The following is a 16,022-nucleotide window of genomic DNA, read 5'->3' as shown; positions in this document are numbered from 1 at the left end:
CCAGTTATGGGTGGATCGTGGGAAAACTCAGCGTGAAACCGCTTCGTTGGTGTAGCGCTCCCAGCCTTTCGGGCCGAGATGCTCCTGCGGCATGAAGCGCATCTTATAATTCATCTTGCGCGAGCCGTTGACCCAGTAGCCGAGGTAGACATGGGGCAGGCCCATCGCCCGGGCGCGGGCGATGTGATCGAGGATCATGAACGTGCCGAGCGAACGCTCGTCGAAATCGGGATTGAAATAGGAATAGACCATCGACAGGCCGTCGGCCATCTTGTCGGTGAGCGCCACCGCTATCAGTTCGCCCTGTCCCTTGCCGGTGATGAAAGTATCAGGCCCGCGCCGCCGGTATTCGATCACCTTGGTGTCGACATGGGTGTCCTCGACCATCATGGCATAGTCGAGCACCGTCATGTCGGACATGCCGCCACGGCGGTGGCGGGCGTCGAGGTAGCTGCGAAACAGCGAATATTGTTCGGTCGAGGGCTCGGCATTGTGCATGTGGCCGATGAGGTCGGCATTGTGCTGCAGGACCCGCTTCATATTGCGGCTGGCGGTAAACTCCTGGGCGAGGATGCGTACCGAAACACAGGCGCGGCAGGTCTCGCATGCTGGCCTGTAGGCGATGTTCTGCGAGCGCCGGAAGCCGCCTTGCGTGAGCAGGTCGTTCATCTCCGCCGCCTTGTCGCCGACCAGATGCGTAAACACCTTGCGCTCGAATTGGCCGTCGAGATACGGGCACGGCGACGGCGCGGTCAGGAAGAACTGCGGCGACTGGGTCGGATGCTGCGTCATCGAGCCTTGGAAACACTCCTTCGAATCGCTCTACCTTTGGCGCGGATGGCGAAAAATTCAACAGGATTGTGAGGGCGTGGTTGACTAGACGCCTTCACATTTACACTCAATCGGCCGTGACTGGTCTTGCGGGGGCCGTTTCAGCGGTCGGTGCGGCTGACCACGGTGCCGAGCAAAAGGTCGTGCAGCGTGCGCTTGCGATCGGCAAACAAGGTCACCAGAAGGACCAGCGGCGACAGGATGACGTTGCCGGCCCAGAACAGCACCGAATGGACGACGGCGGTGAGACCGTCGATCGGCCTGCCATCGAGCCGGTCGAGCCGGATGCCCATCAGTTTCATGCCCGTGGTGGCCTGAGCGGCGCTGCCCAGCGTGTTCCAGATGTAGAGGATGGCCACGGCCGGCACCAGGGCGCCAAACAGCATCCAGCCAAGGCCGAGGGTCAAGATGCCGAGGAAGAATACCAGTATGGCGAATGGAATGGTGAGCAGCGCGACGATGATGTAGTCGATCACGAAGGCCAGGATGCGCCGCGTGCGCACGCCGTCATAGGCCCGGACATCGTCGAGCCTGGTGGGGATGATTTCGCCGTCAAGAACGCGCGCGTTCATGTCATTTCCTCGTAACAAGGCCCGACATAGGGTGCGGGCCGCTCGGTAATGAAATGGTGAAGGCGCGCAGCGGAATCAAGATCGAGCTTCTTGCGGCACGCAAGACGCGAGCGGCACAAGACGCAATCCGAATCGGTTGAATTTGCGGCGCGGATGGCATTAGCTTGCTGCGGCGCAACAAAGCGCTCAGGGGCAGAGGGACGGGGCAATATGGACTACGACATGCTGGTCATCGGCAGCGGCCCCTCGGGCCGGCGCGCTGCGGTGCAGTCGGCCAAGCTCGGTAAATCGGCGCTGGTGGTCGACCGCGGCCGGCGTCTTGGCGGCGTCTCGGTGCATACCGGCACCATTCCATCGAAAACGCTGCGCGAAACCGTGCTCAACCTCTCGGGTTGGCGCGAGCGCGGCTTCTATGGGCGCGGTTACCGCGTCAAGCAGGATATTTCGGTCGGCGATCTGGTCGAGCGCCTGCACAAGACGCTCGACCACGAGGTCGAGGTGCTGCAGCACCAGTTCATGCGCAACACTGTCAAGAGCGCCCGCGCCGACGTGAAGTTTCTTGGCCCCAACAAGGTCAGCCTGACCACCGACACCGGCGACTATAGCGAGGTTGGTTTTGCCAATGCGCTGATCGCGGTCGGCACAAGGCCGCACCGGCCGCGCGACGTGCCTTTCGACAGGACCCGCATCTTCGACAGCGACGAGATGCTGGAACTCGACCGTTTGCCGCGAACGCTGACGGTGATCGGCGCCGGCGTCATCGGGGTCGAATATGCGACCATCTTTTCCGCGCTCGACGTGCCGGTGACGCTGGTCGAGCCGCGCAACTCCATCCTCGATTTCGTCGACCGCGAGATCGTTGACGATTTCATCCATCAGATGCGCGATCGCGGCATGACGATCCGGCTCGGCAGTGCCGTGAAGGAGATCCGGTCCAAGCCGGACGCCGCCGAGGTCGAACTGACCGATGGCCGCACCATTCGCTCCGAGGTGGTGCTCTACGCAGCCGGCCGCACCGGCAATGTCGGCAGCCTGGGGTTGGATGTCGTCGGAATCGACGCCGACTCAAGGGGGCGGATCAAGGTCGATCCCCAGTCGTTCCAGACCAGCGTGCCCAACATCTACGCCGCTGGCGACGTCATCGGCTTTCCGAGCCTGGCCTCGACCTCAATGGAGCAGGGCAGGGTGGCGGCCTGTCATGCTTTCGGCGTGCCCTTACCGCCGCCACCGGAAACCTTTCCCTATGGCATCTATGCGGTGCCGGAAATCTCGACGGTCGGCCAGTCCGAGGAACAGGTGCGTGAAAGTGGCGCTGCCTATGAGGTCGGCGTGGCGCGTTTCCGCGAAACCTCGCGCGGCCACATCATGGGCGTCAACACCGGCTTCCTGAAGCTGTTGTTCTCGATCGAGACGCGCCGGCTGCTCGGCGCGCATATCATCGGCGAGGGCGCCACGGAGCTTATCCACATTGGCCAGGCGGTGATCAATCTCGGCGGCACCGTCGACTTCTTCGTCAACAACACCTTCAACTATCCGACGCTCGCCGAAGCTTACAAGATCGCCGGGCTGGATGCCTGGAACCGGATGGGACGAGGGTAGGCTTTACCCTTCCATCTGGGCAAGCAGCGCCAGCATCACATCGGCCGAAGGCATCGGCAGCACGGCCTCGATCTCCGCCGGCCGGACGCCGGCGATCGCGGCATCGGCGCCGCCGGTCACGGTGCCGAGCGGCCCGCGAAAACCGTGCTTCGACCAGGCCAGCTCCTGCAGCTTCGGGCTGGTCAGGGCCTCCAGCAGCCTGTCGACCGTCGGATCGATGACAATCAGCGGATGCGCCGAGTAAACGGTCGGTCTGGGGTAGAGGATCTCAGGCTTGGCGCCCGTGCCGGCCTGTACCCTTTGCCAGCGCGCCGGATCGGCGAGCGCCCATTCGACCAGCTGGTTTTCATAACCAATCACCATCGGTTCGGCGCCGAGGCCACCGGCGATGTATTGGTCGAACAGCTTTCCCGACGATGACGACTTCAGCCCCATGCTGCGGAAGATGGCCTTGGCCTCGTCTCCATGCTGCGCCAGCAGTTCCTGCGTCGCCACGTCGCCGCTCATCAGGCTGAGCACCAGCCCGGCGAACATGAAGCCGGAGTTTGACCGGTTGGGATCGGTCGAGACGATGCGCGACCGGCCGTAGAGTTCGTCAATGCCGAGATCCGACCAGTTCTTGCCGGCCAGTATGGCATCGAGCAATGCCTTGAGGTCGAGCTGGTTGTAGCCACCTTTGGCGGCGGTCGTAACCAGTCCGCTCTTCTTCAGGCCATCGACCACCGGCCCCCAGGTGTAGACGACCATCGGCGAGTTGAGCACCACCTGGTCGTTGCGGATCGCCACGCCGCTTTTGCGCGCCAGGTCGACCATGATCGACGACGATGGCCACAGGAACTGCGGCTTCTGCGACAACAGCGCGGATTCGCGTACCATCTCGACCGAACCCGCGACACGTGCGTCGAGCTCCAGCCCGTAGCCACCGAGCGCATGGACGACATCCGGGTCGGCCAGGAACGCCTGTTTCTCGCCTCCGATGAATCCGAACAGATGCGCCTTGTTGCCGAGATAGCCGCGGAATTCGGGGCGATCCTTGAGCGTCAGATAGCCGCCGGTGCCAGCGGCGGCGGCACCCAGCAGACCCAGTCCGAAAGCGCGGCGCGAAATGGCCATCAGCGACCGATATCCTCTTTCAGCGACTCCTGAATGAGTCGCAGATCAACGTCGAGCGTGCCGAGTTCACTGTCGGCGAGGCTGTCGGCATAGTGCACGAAGGCGTCCTGAAGCTTGGTGATCACCGCGCCGACATTGGCCAGTCGCGCCTGGCTTGGCACGCGCCGGTTCGCCAACGCCGCGTAGCCCTCCGACACTTCGGCCGCCTGCGGCACATAGTAGGTGAGGAACCGCCGCACGGCGGGCGCGCTTTCAGGCTTGGTTTCGACCCTGGCGATCACATCGGCGGCGATGTCCGACAGGTTCTTCACCTTGGCAGCCATGTCCTTGTCGGAAATGGTGCGGGCGGCTGCGGCAAGCCGGTCCGCCGCCGGCTGGGCTTGCGCGAGCAACTCGCGCGCAAACGCGACCCGGCTGCCGCTGAGCGAGCTGAGGTCGAGGCCTTCGAAGAGCTGGCGCGGCGCCAGCACGAACACAAGCCCGGCAAAGACCAGCGCGGCGATGACCGCCGACACTAGGAACGGAAAATGCGTCAGGAAACTCAAGCCGACCAGCAGCGCCGCCGAGACCAGGCCCGCCACGATCCAGTTCCAGTCGTTGCCGAAGCCGCGCATCCTAGCCACGCATCTCAGTTGTAGCCGCGGGCGGCACGGAAGGCGCCGGCCAGATCGCCGCTGCCATCGAATACCCGCGCCGAAGTCGCCTTGGCAAGGCTGTCGAGCTGGCTCTTGTCGGCGTCGCCGAAGGTGATGCCGAACACCGGCACGCGCACCGGTGCGCTGCGCCATTGGCTCAAAAACAGGTCGGCGCTGCCGTCGGTGCGGCCATCGGTCATGATGACAATCGCCGGCAGATATTTCGACAGATCGGCCGTCGCCGTGATCTGCTGCAGCGCCTGTTGGGCACAGGCATACATGTCGGTGCCGCCGCCGGCATGCTGGTCAGCAACGGCAGCCAGCAGCTGGGCCTGCCCGGCCGCATCGCCGGTCGCTTCGAAATTGGCGCGCACGACGCTGTCGAACGGCAGCACGAAGATGTGGTCGGACGGCGTCCATTGCACCAGCACCTCACTGGCCTTTTCCGGCGTGAACAGGAACTGCGCCGCGGCCTGCAACTGCTTCTCGCCCTGATCTTCCATCGAGCCGGAGAAGTCGAAGCACAAAGCCGTCAGCGACGGCTTGCGCAGGGCTTCCTGATAGAGATCGAGAGCCTTGCGGATCACCGCCGGCTCGGGCATGCGGATCGAGGTCACCAGTTTGCCCGGATCAAAATTCCAGTCGGGTTCGGCCGCGGCCTGGATCGCCGAGCCGCCAAGCGGCAGCCGCCGACCGGTGTCGGCGATACGCTTGCGCACCGCGTCGGACTGCAGATAGGCGAGCAGGTCGGTGAAGAATTTTTCGACCTCCGGGCCGCGCCCGTGGTCGATGAAGCCGAGCGGCGAATCGCCGACCGCAACGCCGTCGGCCGGATAGACGGCATAGAGCGGCTCCTTGCCCATCTGCTTCAGTTTGTCGTTGGTCTCCTTCAGCGTCGCCTCATAGTTCCACATCGCATCGTAGACAGTGCCCTTGCTGGCGCTGTCGACATAGAGATCGGCAAGCCAGCCCGACGAGCCGGACGAACGCTCGACGCCCTGCAGCAGCGCGCTCACCGTTTCGCGGACGTTCGGATTGTCGAGATCGCCGGGCTCGATGACTTCCTTGCCGCCGAGCGCGCTGGACAGCATCGCCAGATAAGCGCTGGCGCCTGAATTGGACTGCGTCGCCGAGGTCATCAGGAATTTCAGCTTGCCGTCCTTCACCGCGGCCAGGATGTCCTTCATGAACACATCCCTGCCGACCCAACCGAGTTCGGCGGCCTTGGATTTGCGCACCCCCAGAATGACCGGCATCTGCGCGATCGAAGTCAGGTTGCGCACCTTGCGGCCGGAATCGAACAGATCGACCCACACGCTCGAGGCCGGCCAGACCGCGTCCTGGTCGAGCCCGCCAGTCCGCTGCAGGCCAAGGCCGATGTCGAGCGAGCCCTCATAGGCGAAGGTGCAGGTGGCGCCCTGCTTGTCGCAGAACTCCTGGACGATCGGCTGCAGCACGGTGTTTTCCGAACCCGACACGATCGAGAACTTGACGTTGCTGGCGTTGCAGGCCGCCAGCAGCACCGCCAAGGCCAGCAGCAGAACGGACGTCAGCGTCTTCGGCATGGCGGTTCCGATCAGGCCTGGGTCAGCGCTTTCTTAAGATCGATCGTCATCTGGTCCATCTGCTTTTCGGCGTCGGCCCGTTTCTGGCGGCCCTCCTGCTGGACCTTCAGCACGCCTTGCACCGTGTCGATGAGGTCGCGGTTGGCCTGCGCCAGCGTTTCTACGTCGACGATACCGCGCTGTGCCTGCTCCTCGATCGAGATCGCCTGCTCCTTCATCATCTTGGAGGTTTGGCGGATCATTTCGTTGGTGGCATCGGTCACCGTCTTTTGCAGTTCCAGCGCCGACTTCTGATTGGTCAGCCCAAGCAGGATGACCATTTTCTGCTTCCAGGCCGGCACGGTCAGCGCCGAGGTCGCCTGCAGGTTCTCGATCAGCGTCTCGTCGCCGGACTGGACGATCCGGATTTGCGGCAATTGCTGGATGCCGAGCTGGCGCGCCTGCACCAAGTAGAAGACGCGCTTTTCCAGTCGATCCAGTGCCTGCACCGCATCCTGGTAGGTCTGTGCCTCCAGCGTGCCGCCGACATCGCCACCGGCCGCATCCGCCGCGGCTTTCAGCTTGGGCAATTCATTCGTACGGTAGTCCTCGACGAATTTCTTGCCCGCCTGCACATAGGCGTCGAGCTTGAGGATGGAATCCTTGGTCTGCTCATGCAGGTCGTCGAGTACGGCGATGTCGCGCCGCAGCGTGTCCTTGTGGCGGTCGAGTTCGAGGCCGATGCGGTCGATCTGGCCGGCGACGTCCTCATACTTTTCCTTGAAGCGCTCGAGCCGCGCCTTGAACGAGGAGAACAGGTTGCCGAGAAACCCTTCGTCCTTCAGCGAAGCGGGATCGAGGTTCTTGGCCTTCATGATGATGTCGGTCAGGAGATTGCCGGTGTCGCCGAGATCGCGATTGCGCAACTGGCCCAGGATCTTGTCGGCATAGTCGCTGACGGCCTGCTGGGCGCGGTCGCCATAGACCGAAATGCCGGCGCGATCCCGGACGTCGATCGTGCTTTCGATCCTGGCGATGTCGGACGGGCTGGCAACGATTGCCGGCAATGTTGATGTGTCGTCGAGCAGAGTGATGCTGTTCTTGTCGGCCATGCAGACCTCCCCTCAGTGAACAGTATCTCCATAGGTTGTATGTGACAGGGATATGTCGGTGTTGTGCACAAGGGAAGAGGCTTGTCAGACGTTGGGCGCGAAATCCGCTGGTTTCGGACTGAAACCAGCACGATTGGTTGGCAATCGACGCAGTGGACAAGTTATTCGCCGGCAGTTGCAGTCACCGCCTTCAACCATTGCCTTGCGATTGCAGCGTCGGCGCTGCCGAATTCATGACCCGATGGAACGATCCTGGCGTCGATGACGGCGCCATGTTGGCTGAGCAAAGTCACCAGAGCCGGTGCGAAGGGCGCATAGGTAAGGTCGGCGGCGCCGGCGACGATCAGCACCCGCACGCTTGAAAGATCCGTCGCCGGCACGTCGTCGAGCACCGGCATCGGCCGCAGCAGCGCGGCGCGTTCGACGAGGCCCGGATGCAGCAGCATCAGGCTCGAAAGCAGATTGGCGCCGTTCGAATAGCCGAGAAAAATCGCCAGCGAGAGATCGAGATTGTGGCGTGTGGCCACATCGGTGACGAAGCCTGCAAAAGCGTTGGTTTCGGTGCGGATGCTGTGCTGTTCGAATTGCGTCGGCGTGATGCGCGCGAACCAGCGGAAACCATCCTCCTGGACGATGCGGCCGCGCACTGCGATCAGCGTGGCGTGCGGCGCGATCTCTCGTGCCAGCGGCACCAATGTCGTCTCGTCGACGCCCGACCCATGCAGCAGGAAGAAGCATTCGCCTGTTGAATCCGCGGGCCTGTAAATGCGGTAGCAGAAGGCGAGATCACGCCGTAACGCACCATCTTGTGAGGTCTCATTGGTCATGGCCTCATCCTTTTGATTTCATGACGGTTCCGGTCAGTTTGCCGGCTTCAAAACGCAATATTTTCAAGCTCCGCGAAAGTTGATTGAACCGGGCGCATTACTGTCCGTTTCTTCGCCGATATATTCCTGCGGGAGGAATCGAAGCGGTGCGCCGGGGGTCGCATTGCCGGCATGAACAACCAGCTTTGAGGCCTTTTGTCGATGACCACCCAACTTTCCCCCGATCGCGGCACGCGTATCGCGGACCGCGATGCGCGTGTCCCGGACCGTGACACGCGCATCGATGTGCTCCGCGCTCTCGCCTTGCTGACCATTTTTGTCGACCACGTGCCGGGTACCGCCTTCGAGTATCTGACCTACAAGAATTTCGGCTTTTCAGACGCGGCTGAGGTCTTCGTCCTGATCTCCGGAATCTCGGTCGCGCTTGCCTATGGCAAGAAATTCCAGCCTGGAAACCGGCTGCTGGTAACGTTGAAGATGTGGCGCCGCGCTGGCGTGCTCTATGCCGCCCACATCGTCACCACCATGGTGGTGATGGCGATCTTCTGCGCGGCGGCGGTGTTCGCCCGGCGACCGGAGCTGCTGACGATGATCAACATCGAGCCGTTGATCAAGAATACGCCGCAAGTGCTGGTCGGCATCGTGACCCTCGGCCACCAGCTCGGCTACAACAACATCCTGCCGGTCTACGCAGTGCTGCTCTTGCTGGCGCCGGTCTTCCTGCTCTTCGTCAGCTACCGGCCATTGCCGGCGCTGATCGCATCCGGCGCACTGTGGCTGGTCGCAGGGATCTACCAGATCGCGCCGCCGAACTATCCCGAACCCGGCTTCTGGTTTCTCAACCCGCTGTCGTGGCAGTTCCTGTTCAACATCGGCCTGGCGGGCACGCTGCATGTGCGTCGCGGTGGCACCGTCCCGGTCAATCGCTGGCTGGTTGGCGCGGCATTGACCTACACCGCCACGGCGCTGGTGTGGGTGCATAGTCCGCTCTGGGGGCAGATCTCCTGGTTGGGCCTGCCTCCGGTGCTGACCGGCTTCGACAAGACCTTCCTGGCACTGCCGAGGCTGCTGCATATCCTGGCGGTCAGCTACCTGATTGTGGCATTCCCCGCCGTCTCGAACCTGTTCCGCACCGGGCGCGATCATCCGCTTGCCATATTGGGCAAACGATCGCTGCCGGTTTTCATTGTCGGTACGGTGCTCGCCTTGACGGCGCAGGTGCTGAAGCTGATCAACCCGGGCGGGCTGGCCTATGACAGCCTGTTGATTGCCGCCGGCATCGCGATGCAGTTTGCGGTTGCCTACTATCTCGAATGGCTTGCGAGCCTTGGCTGGTCCGGCAAAAGTAGACCGGTCCGCGATGCCGCACTGCCGGTCCAGGCGTCCTTCGGCATGTCGTCGATGGCAACAAGAATGGGGCGTTGAGTGGTCAGGCGGGCGAGGGGCCGGATGAGGCCCGCACCACGAGCTCGACCGGCAGTGATTGCCGACTGAATGTGCCGTCGTTTTCGAGGATTGCCTTGACGGCAAGGCGGCCCATCTCGGCAATCGGCTGGACGATTGTGGTCAGCGGCGGCTTGGAAGCCGCTGCTTCCGGGACACCATCGAAGCCGACGATCGAAACGTCGCCCGGAACGGCGATGTCGTGCTGGCGCAGCCAGTCCAGCGCATGCAAAGCGATCCTGTCCGACATGGCCAGGATGGCGGTCGGTGTCTCGGCGCCGGCGAAAATATGATCGAGGCCGGCCCAGACGCTCTCCTCGTCATTGACGGTTTCGTAGATAAGCACCTTCGAGACGTCGATGTCGAAGCGGGAGAGTTCGGCGAAGTAGCCGCGCAGGCGGTCACGCGTCCCGGAATACAGGGCCTTCTCCACCTGCACCTGCGTGGTCGGGCCGAATCCGGCGTCGGCACAGGGCAGGGCAAGCACGGCAAAGCGACGATGCCCGAGCTCGGTCAGATGGCGCGCCGCGAGATTGGCGCCGGCGACGTTGTCGACACCGATCGCCGCCACCGCCTCTTCGTCGTCCGAATCGAGATCGAGCGCGACAAAGGGGAGTTTGCGTTCGCGCGCCAGTTCGACCAGCCTTGAGCCGCCCTCAATGCAGAAGACGATGAAGCCGTCGACCAGCGCGCTCTGGATGTTCCATGCGAGCTGTTCGTTGTTGGCGGCGGAGACCAGCGATATCCCCGCACCAGTCGCGTCGCAAGCCTGCGAGATACTGGCCATCATTACTCGGGCGAAAGGGTCGTTGAAGAAATAGGACAACGGTTCCGCGGTCGCGACACCGATGGCATTGACCTTGCCGGCGCGCAGCAGCCGACCTTTGGGATCGGGGCCGCCATATCCCATCGCCTCGGCTGCCGCCTTGACCCGTTCGCGGACCTCCTCGCGCACGATCTCCGGGCGGGCGAACACGTTGGACGCGGTGCCGTGCGACACGCCGGCCGCTTTGGCAATGTCTGCCAGCCGGATCGGTCTTGTCTTTCCAGAGTTCAATGGGGCCATCTTCGTCTCCTGAATTCATCCTATCTAACACTTTCGTTGGATCGGTTCAAATTTTGCTTGAACCGTGAGCTGACGAGGTGTATCTTTGAATCGATCCAAGAGGGCGTTTGCTCATATGATTGGATCGATTCAATATCAGGAAAGGGAGATGTGTCATGCATCCCGTCAACTATCTCTTCCAGGACATTTACGGCAACGACTGGAGCATCGGCTCGACAGTCACGACGCAGAAGCGCCGCGAGAGGGACAGCCCATGGGTTCGCGAACTGCGGTCACTCCTGGAGCGCAAACGGAGCTGATCGGACTGCCTTTACGTGCGCGCCGATTGGATCGATTCAAAATTGAAAGGAGTGCATCATGCATCCCGTGAGCTATCTGTTCGAAGACATCTACCGCAACTACTGGGGCATCGCGCCGGCGTCCAGGCGACCGGAGAGGCGTCTATTGGCCAAGCTGCGGCGGCACAATCGCGAAGTGCTCGATCAGCCTGAGCGCCGACAGGATTGATTGTTCCACAGACGAGGTTTGCGATGCTTGCGTAGGTTTTCGCGAATGGGACCGGTCCCAGACAGGGCGCCCGGAGACATCGACCCCCGGAGACATCGACCCAAGGCTGCTGGCGCAGTCCGATCAGGAACGCGCGCGCACCAGCGCCGAGCCGGCGATCACCAGCCAGCCGGCGATGAGCAAGGTGCCGCCGATCGGCGCCGACAGCGGGAACAGTCGCGAACCGAGGAAGTCGCGGGCCAGCAGATCGCCACAGAACAACAAAAGCCCAACCAGCAGGATCAGGCTGCCGATGCGCAGCGCCCGGTTCGCGCCAAGCAATCCGGTCGCGAGGAAGACCGGCGCGTGCATGAGCAAGAAGGATGCGGCAGTGCCGACAAAGGCACCGCCCAGATGCGCCGCCGCGGCCGACAGCGCCACGCCGGCGGCGCCACAGAGGCCGCCAGCCAGGACGAGGAACCGGCCGCTGTTGACGGAAGATTGCTCGGCCGTGCTCATGTCTGGGGCTCCGTGACGTTCAAGGCATGCGACCCAATTCGGTCAGGGCTTGCCGGCATTGGCGAGCATGTCCTGCTCGCGGCGCGATTGTGCCAGCCAGTTATACACCGCGCCGCCGGCCATCAAGACCGATGTGCCCAGAAACACCGAGCGCATGCCGAAATGGCCGCCGGCAAATCCGCCGAGCAAGGGGCCGGCGACCTGTCCGACATACTGGGCTGAGATCGAGAGACCGAGCACATTGCCGCCGACGCCGTCGGGAACATTGTGGCGGATGACGCTGGTGATGCAGGGCAGGAGCCCGCCCAGCGCCAGGCCCATCAGGAAGCGCAGGCCGATGAGTTGCCAGCTCTGCGTGACGAAGGCCTGCGGGATCAGCAGCAGCGCCGAGACGGCAAGCGCGCCGATGATGACGTTCCAATGGCCGATGCGGTCGGCGAGTTTCCCCAGGCGTGAAGCCGACAGGATGGCGCCAAGCGCCGCCGCCGACATGACGACGCCAGATATCAGCGTGACACGGCTCTGGTCTTCGATCAACTGCTGCACATAGACGGTGATGATCGGCTCGATCGACATGGTGGCGAAACTCAACAGCATGCCGGTCGCCAGCATGGCGATGACAGGCCGTTTGTCGGGGATTTGCGCCCAGCCGCCTTTCGGCTTGTCCTTCGATGCGGCGGCCGTCGCTTTCGGCCGGGGGTTCTCCTTGATCAGAAACGTGGTCGCCAGGAATGCCAGGAAGATGACGCCGCCGGACAGCAGGAAGGTGGCTCGGATGCCGATCAGCGGCGGCAGGGCGCCGCCAACCAGCGGGCCGACCAGTGCCCCACCGGTGATACCGGCCGACAGCAGGCCCAATGCCCAGCCGGAGCGCTCCTTGGGCGTCTGCATGGCGACCAGGATGGTCGATCCCGAGGAATAGCCGCCGGCAAAGCCGATCAGCAGCCGCAGCAGCACCAGCTGCCAGACGGTCTGCACCATGCCGGTCAGCGACATGCATATGGCCATGCCGAAGCTGGCGCGGACCAACATCACCTTGCGGCCGTAGCGGTCGCCCAGACGTCCCCACAGCGGCGCCACGAGTGCCGCCGCGAAGAAGGTCGCGCCATAGGCGATCCCCGACCATTGCACGATGGCCGCGTGGCCTTCAGCGCCGAGCTGCTCGATATAGAGCGGCAGGAACGGCAAAAGCAGCGTCATGGCGATAAGTGTCGAGAACGAACCGGCGAAGCAAACGAACAGATTACGCCGCCAGTGGATGTTGTAGGTGCTGTCGGTCGTCGGGGGCGTGTTCTGCATGTCATGCGTCCTGTCCGAGCAATGCCGTGTTGGCGGTTGCTGCGGATACCGTTTTGGGATACCAAGATGGTATCCGTCATGGACGCAAGCGTGGGTGCTGTCAATGCGACCCTCTCAAACGTGACCGGGAAGCGCGGCCAGAAACCGATCGCCATCCAACGGTCAGAAAACGGGAACGACAATGTCGCAGATGCAGAGCGTCGAAAAACAGCTTCGCCAGATGATCCTGGGCCTCGAGATCGGTCCCGGCGAGAAACTCACCGAGCGCTGGATCGAAAGCCGCTTCGGCGCGTCGCGAACCCCGGTCAGGGCCGCGCTGCTCCGGCTCGAGACCGAGGGCTTGGTCGGCAGGGACGGCCGTGGCTGGACCGTGTCGCCGATCAACCTGGCCGAGCTCGAGCAGATTGCCGTCTACCGGGAGGCGGTCGAGGTTGCAGCCCTTCGCCTGACATGTACCCTGGCGGACCGCAGCGCAGTCGATGTGATCGAGGCGATGCTCGATTCCTGCGACACCGACACGCCACGCGAGGAATGGCATCGTATTGGCATGGATTTTCACATCGAACTGGCGCGCTTATCAGGCAACGAATTCCTGTTCCGGGCGGTCCGCGATGCCATGACGCGCCTGTCGCGGGCCCGTTGGCTGGAGGTTCGCGACGAGGCGGCCCTTGCACGCGCCTGGGCCGAACATCGCGCAATTCTGGCAGCGGCACGCCTCGGCGACGCCGATCAGGCCGCGCGCCTGCTTTCGGCCCACATCGTCGGTAGCCGCGACCGCCTGGTGACGTCGCTCGCCAACGACAGGCGCGGTCTTCGCGCCAGGGGTTTTGCTGTCATCGCCGCTTAAGGCATGTCGGTATGTGCTGCGCAAAAGGCGGCGTCTGGGCGCGCCGTCCACTTTCGGCCTCGCTTCGCGGACACCGATGGCGTAAGAGCGGCGATGGAAAACAACCGATTTGAAACACCCGTGACCGTCAAGTCAGTCACAGCGGGGAGCACTCAGCTCTTGCGTACGGCTCGTGAAGCTTCCGATTACTTGCTCAACAGCTGGCCCGGCAAACGCAGCCCCAAGCATCGCGCGGCCCTGCAGGCCTGTCACGATGCGCTGGCCGGCGACAAGCCGGCGATGAACGCCAGGCGCGCCTTCATTGCGGCGGCGCGCGAAGTGGACGTCTTTGTCAGCGACAAGGCCCCGGCCTGATCCAAGGCGACAATCTGGAATGAGGCACGGCCCGCATGCGCGGGCCTTTTGCCGTCACTTTGCCGTTTCGGTTTCGGTTTCAGTCTCGTCTTCGGGCTTCGAACGCTCGCGCGCGGCAACCTTGGCCGCCAGCTTTTCAGCCTTCTTGGCCGCCTTCTGGCGGTCGCGTTCCTTGCGTTCCTGATCGTAGTTTGGTGGTCGCGCCATATCGGCTCCTTTTCACTGCCTTGCGGCTCTGACCCTGCCTAGGAGCATTAGCCGTCAAACACAACAGCTGAAGCGATCGTGCCCGGCCGTTCGCGTCAATGATGGTCCGGCTTGCAAGATGCGCGGCACAATGGTGTAGGGGGCCAGCGCGCCAACGCATCAAGATCCCGCGTTTGTTTGATCAAGTGAACCATGGCCACCATACAGCGAACGACCGCAAGGGTTTTTTTATTACGCGCGAAACGTCGTGCGCGATATCGCGCCGCAGGCGCTATATCACGGGTTAAGTGCGGACTTCGTCCGCCGAGCTCCGCCCGGAAACCTCCTGTTGTCACACGCCGCTGCGGTCAATCACCAGATCGGCGGCACCGAAGCGGTCCTTTGCCGTCAGTTGCTGATGCCAGTAGGGATAGAGCAAAGGCGGCCGGCTGACCGCATCGAGGCGGCCACGCTCTTCGCCGGTCAGCACCAGGCTTGCCGCGGCGATGTTGTCCAGGAACTGCGTTTCGGTCCTGCCTCCGATCACCAGCGAACTGACCGCCGGCCGGCCGAGCAGCCAGGCCAGGGCCACCTGGGCCGCCGACACGCCGCGCTGCGCGCCGATCTCGGCAAGGACATCGACGATCCGCCAGAGCCGGTCCTCGTCGCGGATCGGCGGTTCCGACCAGCCGGCGAGCTGGCGGGCGGTCGGGCTGTCGCGGCGGTATTTGCCGGACAGCAATCCGCCTGCAAGCGGGCTCCAGACCAGCACACCCAGCCCCTGGTCGACCGAAATCGGCAGCAATTCATATTCCGCCTCGCGCGCTTCCAGCGTGTAGTGGATCTGCTGGGTGACGAAGCGCGGCTGTTGATGGCTGTCGCTGATGCCCAGCGCCTTCATCACCTGCCAGCCGGAATAGTTGGAGCAGCCGACATAGCGGACCTTGCCCTGGGCAACCAGCGTGTCGAGCGCGGCGATGGTTTCCTCGAGCGGTGTCGTACCGTCCCATTCGTGCAGGAAGTAGATGTCGATGACATCGGTCTTCAACCGCTTCAGGCTCTTCTCGCATTCGCGGATCAGGTGATAGCGCGACAGGCCTTCGTCGTTGGGGCCTTTGCCGATCCGCATACGCGCCTTGGAGGCGATCAGCACGTCGCCCTTGCGCTTGCCGCCGAGCGCTTCGCCGATGATCTCTTCGGAAATGCCGTTTGAATAGACATTGGCAGTGTCGATGACATTGATGCCGGCATCGATGCAGATGTCGATCATCCGGCGCGCCTCGTCGAGGTCGGTCTTGCCGACAGCCGAAAATGCGCCGGCACCGCCGAAGGTCATGGTGCCCATGGTCAGGGTCGAAACTTTCAAGCCGGAACGGCCGAGGGTGCGGTATTCCATGTCAGTCCTCGCGATTTGTTGTTGAAAGGCAGTGCCCGAACGGGCTCGCCACATTTGTAGGACAATTCAAGCCGTCTGTCGCCATGCCACGACGATGGATCGAGCATGCCTCGCGGAATTGTAGTGGCGGCAGTCTCCCCCCACACTGCAATAAAACCGTCACTGCCGGCCTATATTGAAGTCGGCTCAGGTG

General features: G+C 63.0%; 18 protein-coding genes. 6 read left to right on the top strand and 12 right to left on the bottom strand.

The features are described from left to right. Positions 1 to 27: 27 nt before the first annotated feature. Positions 28 to 792 (bottom strand): arginyltransferase, encoded by a 765-nt coding sequence (locus HNQ71_RS01820; protein WP_184870907.1) that lies wholly within the window; start codon positions 790 to 792, stop codon positions 28 to 30. Between the two features lie 140 nt (positions 793 to 932). Further along, a complete protein-coding gene (locus tag HNQ71_RS01815; protein ID WP_184870906.1) occupies positions 933 to 1,403 on the bottom strand; it encodes an RDD family protein in 471 nt (156 codons plus the stop codon). A 210-nt stretch (positions 1,404 to 1,613) separates the two neighbouring features. Between HNQ71_RS01815 and sthA the strand changes: the two genes are divergently transcribed. Then, entirely contained in the window at positions 1,614 to 3,002 is a 1,389-nt protein-coding gene (gene sthA, locus HNQ71_RS01810; RefSeq protein WP_184870905.1) for a Si-specific NAD(P)(+) transhydrogenase, read from the top strand. 3 nt (positions 3,003 to 3,005) lie between these two features. On the opposite strand, the gene HNQ71_RS01805 is transcribed toward sthA, so the two are convergent. From HNQ71_RS01805 to HNQ71_RS01785, 5 genes are all read right to left on the bottom strand, one after another. Further along, the gene (locus HNQ71_RS01805) at positions 3,006 to 4,115 is read right to left on the bottom strand and encodes a type 2 periplasmic-binding domain-containing protein (protein ID WP_184870904.1); all 1,110 of its coding nucleotides are present in this window, start codon (positions 4,113 to 4,115) and stop codon (positions 3,006 to 3,008) included. Beyond that, positions 4,115 to 4,729: a 5-bromo-4-chloroindolyl phosphate hydrolysis family protein gene (locus tag HNQ71_RS01800; RefSeq protein ID WP_184872197.1), complete on the bottom strand. Its 615-nt coding sequence runs from the start codon at positions 4,727 to 4,729 to the stop codon at positions 4,115 to 4,117. Before HNQ71_RS01800 ends, HNQ71_RS01805 begins: the two co-directional genes overlap by 1 nt. Before the next feature lie 14 nt (positions 4,730 to 4,743). Then, positions 4,744 to 6,315, bottom strand: coding sequence for a VWA domain-containing protein (locus HNQ71_RS01795; RefSeq protein WP_184870903.1), 1,572 nt, complete (start codon positions 6,313 to 6,315; stop codon positions 4,744 to 4,746). Between the two features lie 11 nt (positions 6,316 to 6,326). After that, positions 6,327 to 7,406, bottom strand: coding sequence for a toxic anion resistance protein (locus tag HNQ71_RS01790; protein ID WP_184870902.1), 1,080 nt, complete (start codon positions 7,404 to 7,406; stop codon positions 6,327 to 6,329). A 161-nt stretch (positions 7,407 to 7,567) separates the two neighbouring features. Continuing rightward, positions 7,568 to 8,233: an alpha/beta hydrolase gene (locus tag HNQ71_RS01785; protein ID WP_184870901.1), complete on the bottom strand. Its 666-nt coding sequence runs from the start codon at positions 8,231 to 8,233 to the stop codon at positions 7,568 to 7,570. Between the two features lie 201 nt (positions 8,234 to 8,434). Between HNQ71_RS01785 and HNQ71_RS01780 the strand changes: the two genes are divergently transcribed. Continuing rightward, positions 8,435 to 9,658, top strand: coding sequence for an OpgC family protein (locus HNQ71_RS01780; protein WP_184870900.1), 1,224 nt, complete (start codon positions 8,435 to 8,437; stop codon positions 9,656 to 9,658). Between the two features lie 4 nt (positions 9,659 to 9,662). Here HNQ71_RS01780 and HNQ71_RS01775 read toward each other — a convergent pair whose 3' ends face one another. After that, positions 9,663 to 10,742, bottom strand: coding sequence for a LacI family DNA-binding transcriptional regulator (locus HNQ71_RS01775; RefSeq protein ID WP_184870899.1), 1,080 nt, complete (start codon positions 10,740 to 10,742; stop codon positions 9,663 to 9,665). A 155-nt stretch (positions 10,743 to 10,897) separates the two neighbouring features. Here HNQ71_RS01775 and HNQ71_RS01770 point away from each other — a divergent pair, with 155 nt between their 5' ends. Together HNQ71_RS01770 and HNQ71_RS01765 are read left to right on the top strand one after the other, a co-directional pair. Beyond that, entirely contained in the window at positions 10,898 to 11,041 is a 144-nt protein-coding gene (locus HNQ71_RS01770) for a hypothetical protein (protein WP_184870898.1), read from the top strand. Between the two features lie 58 nt (positions 11,042 to 11,099). Beyond that, positions 11,100 to 11,249: a hypothetical protein gene (locus HNQ71_RS01765; protein ID WP_184870897.1), complete on the top strand. Its 150-nt coding sequence runs from the start codon at positions 11,100 to 11,102 to the stop codon at positions 11,247 to 11,249. 123 nt (positions 11,250 to 11,372) lie between these two features. Here HNQ71_RS01765 and HNQ71_RS01760 read toward each other — a convergent pair whose 3' ends face one another. Together HNQ71_RS01760 and HNQ71_RS01755 are read right to left on the bottom strand one after the other, a co-directional pair. Further along, a complete protein-coding gene (locus tag HNQ71_RS01760) occupies positions 11,373 to 11,747 on the bottom strand; it encodes a DUF423 domain-containing protein (RefSeq protein ID WP_184870896.1) in 375 nt (124 codons plus the stop codon). Positions 11,748 to 11,789: 42 nt separating this feature from the next. Continuing rightward, entirely contained in the window at positions 11,790 to 13,046 is a 1,257-nt protein-coding gene (locus HNQ71_RS01755) for a multidrug efflux MFS transporter (RefSeq protein ID WP_184870895.1), read from the bottom strand. Positions 13,047 to 13,227: 181 nt separating this feature from the next. Between HNQ71_RS01755 and HNQ71_RS01750 the strand changes: the two genes are divergently transcribed. Then, complete coding sequence (locus tag HNQ71_RS01750) at positions 13,228 to 13,893, top strand: GntR family transcriptional regulator (RefSeq protein ID WP_184870894.1); 666 nt, start codon at positions 13,228 to 13,230, stop codon at positions 13,891 to 13,893. 93 nt (positions 13,894 to 13,986) lie between these two features. Further along, complete coding sequence (locus tag HNQ71_RS01745; protein ID WP_027028494.1) at positions 13,987 to 14,247, top strand: DUF982 domain-containing protein; 261 nt, start codon at positions 13,987 to 13,989, stop codon at positions 14,245 to 14,247. Positions 14,248 to 14,301: 54 nt separating this feature from the next. On the opposite strand, the gene HNQ71_RS01740 is transcribed toward HNQ71_RS01745, so the two are convergent. Both HNQ71_RS01740 and HNQ71_RS01735 read right to left on the bottom strand, forming a co-directional pair. Further along, positions 14,302 to 14,454 carry a hypothetical protein gene (locus tag HNQ71_RS01740; RefSeq protein ID WP_095085720.1) on the bottom strand — a complete coding sequence of 51 codons (153 nt, stop codon included), beginning with the start codon at positions 14,452 to 14,454 and terminating at the stop codon, positions 14,302 to 14,304. A 331-nt stretch (positions 14,455 to 14,785) separates the two neighbouring features. Beyond that, complete coding sequence (locus tag HNQ71_RS01735; RefSeq protein ID WP_184870893.1) at positions 14,786 to 15,829, bottom strand: aldo/keto reductase; 1,044 nt, start codon at positions 15,827 to 15,829, stop codon at positions 14,786 to 14,788. Positions 15,830 to 16,022: the final 193 nt, after the last annotated feature.

Source organism: Mesorhizobium sangaii (assembly GCF_014207355.1).
GTDB classification, from domain to species: domain Bacteria; phylum Pseudomonadota; class Alphaproteobacteria; order Rhizobiales; family Rhizobiaceae; genus Mesorhizobium; species Mesorhizobium sangaii.
This window is presented reverse-complemented; position numbering and strand designations above follow the sequence as displayed.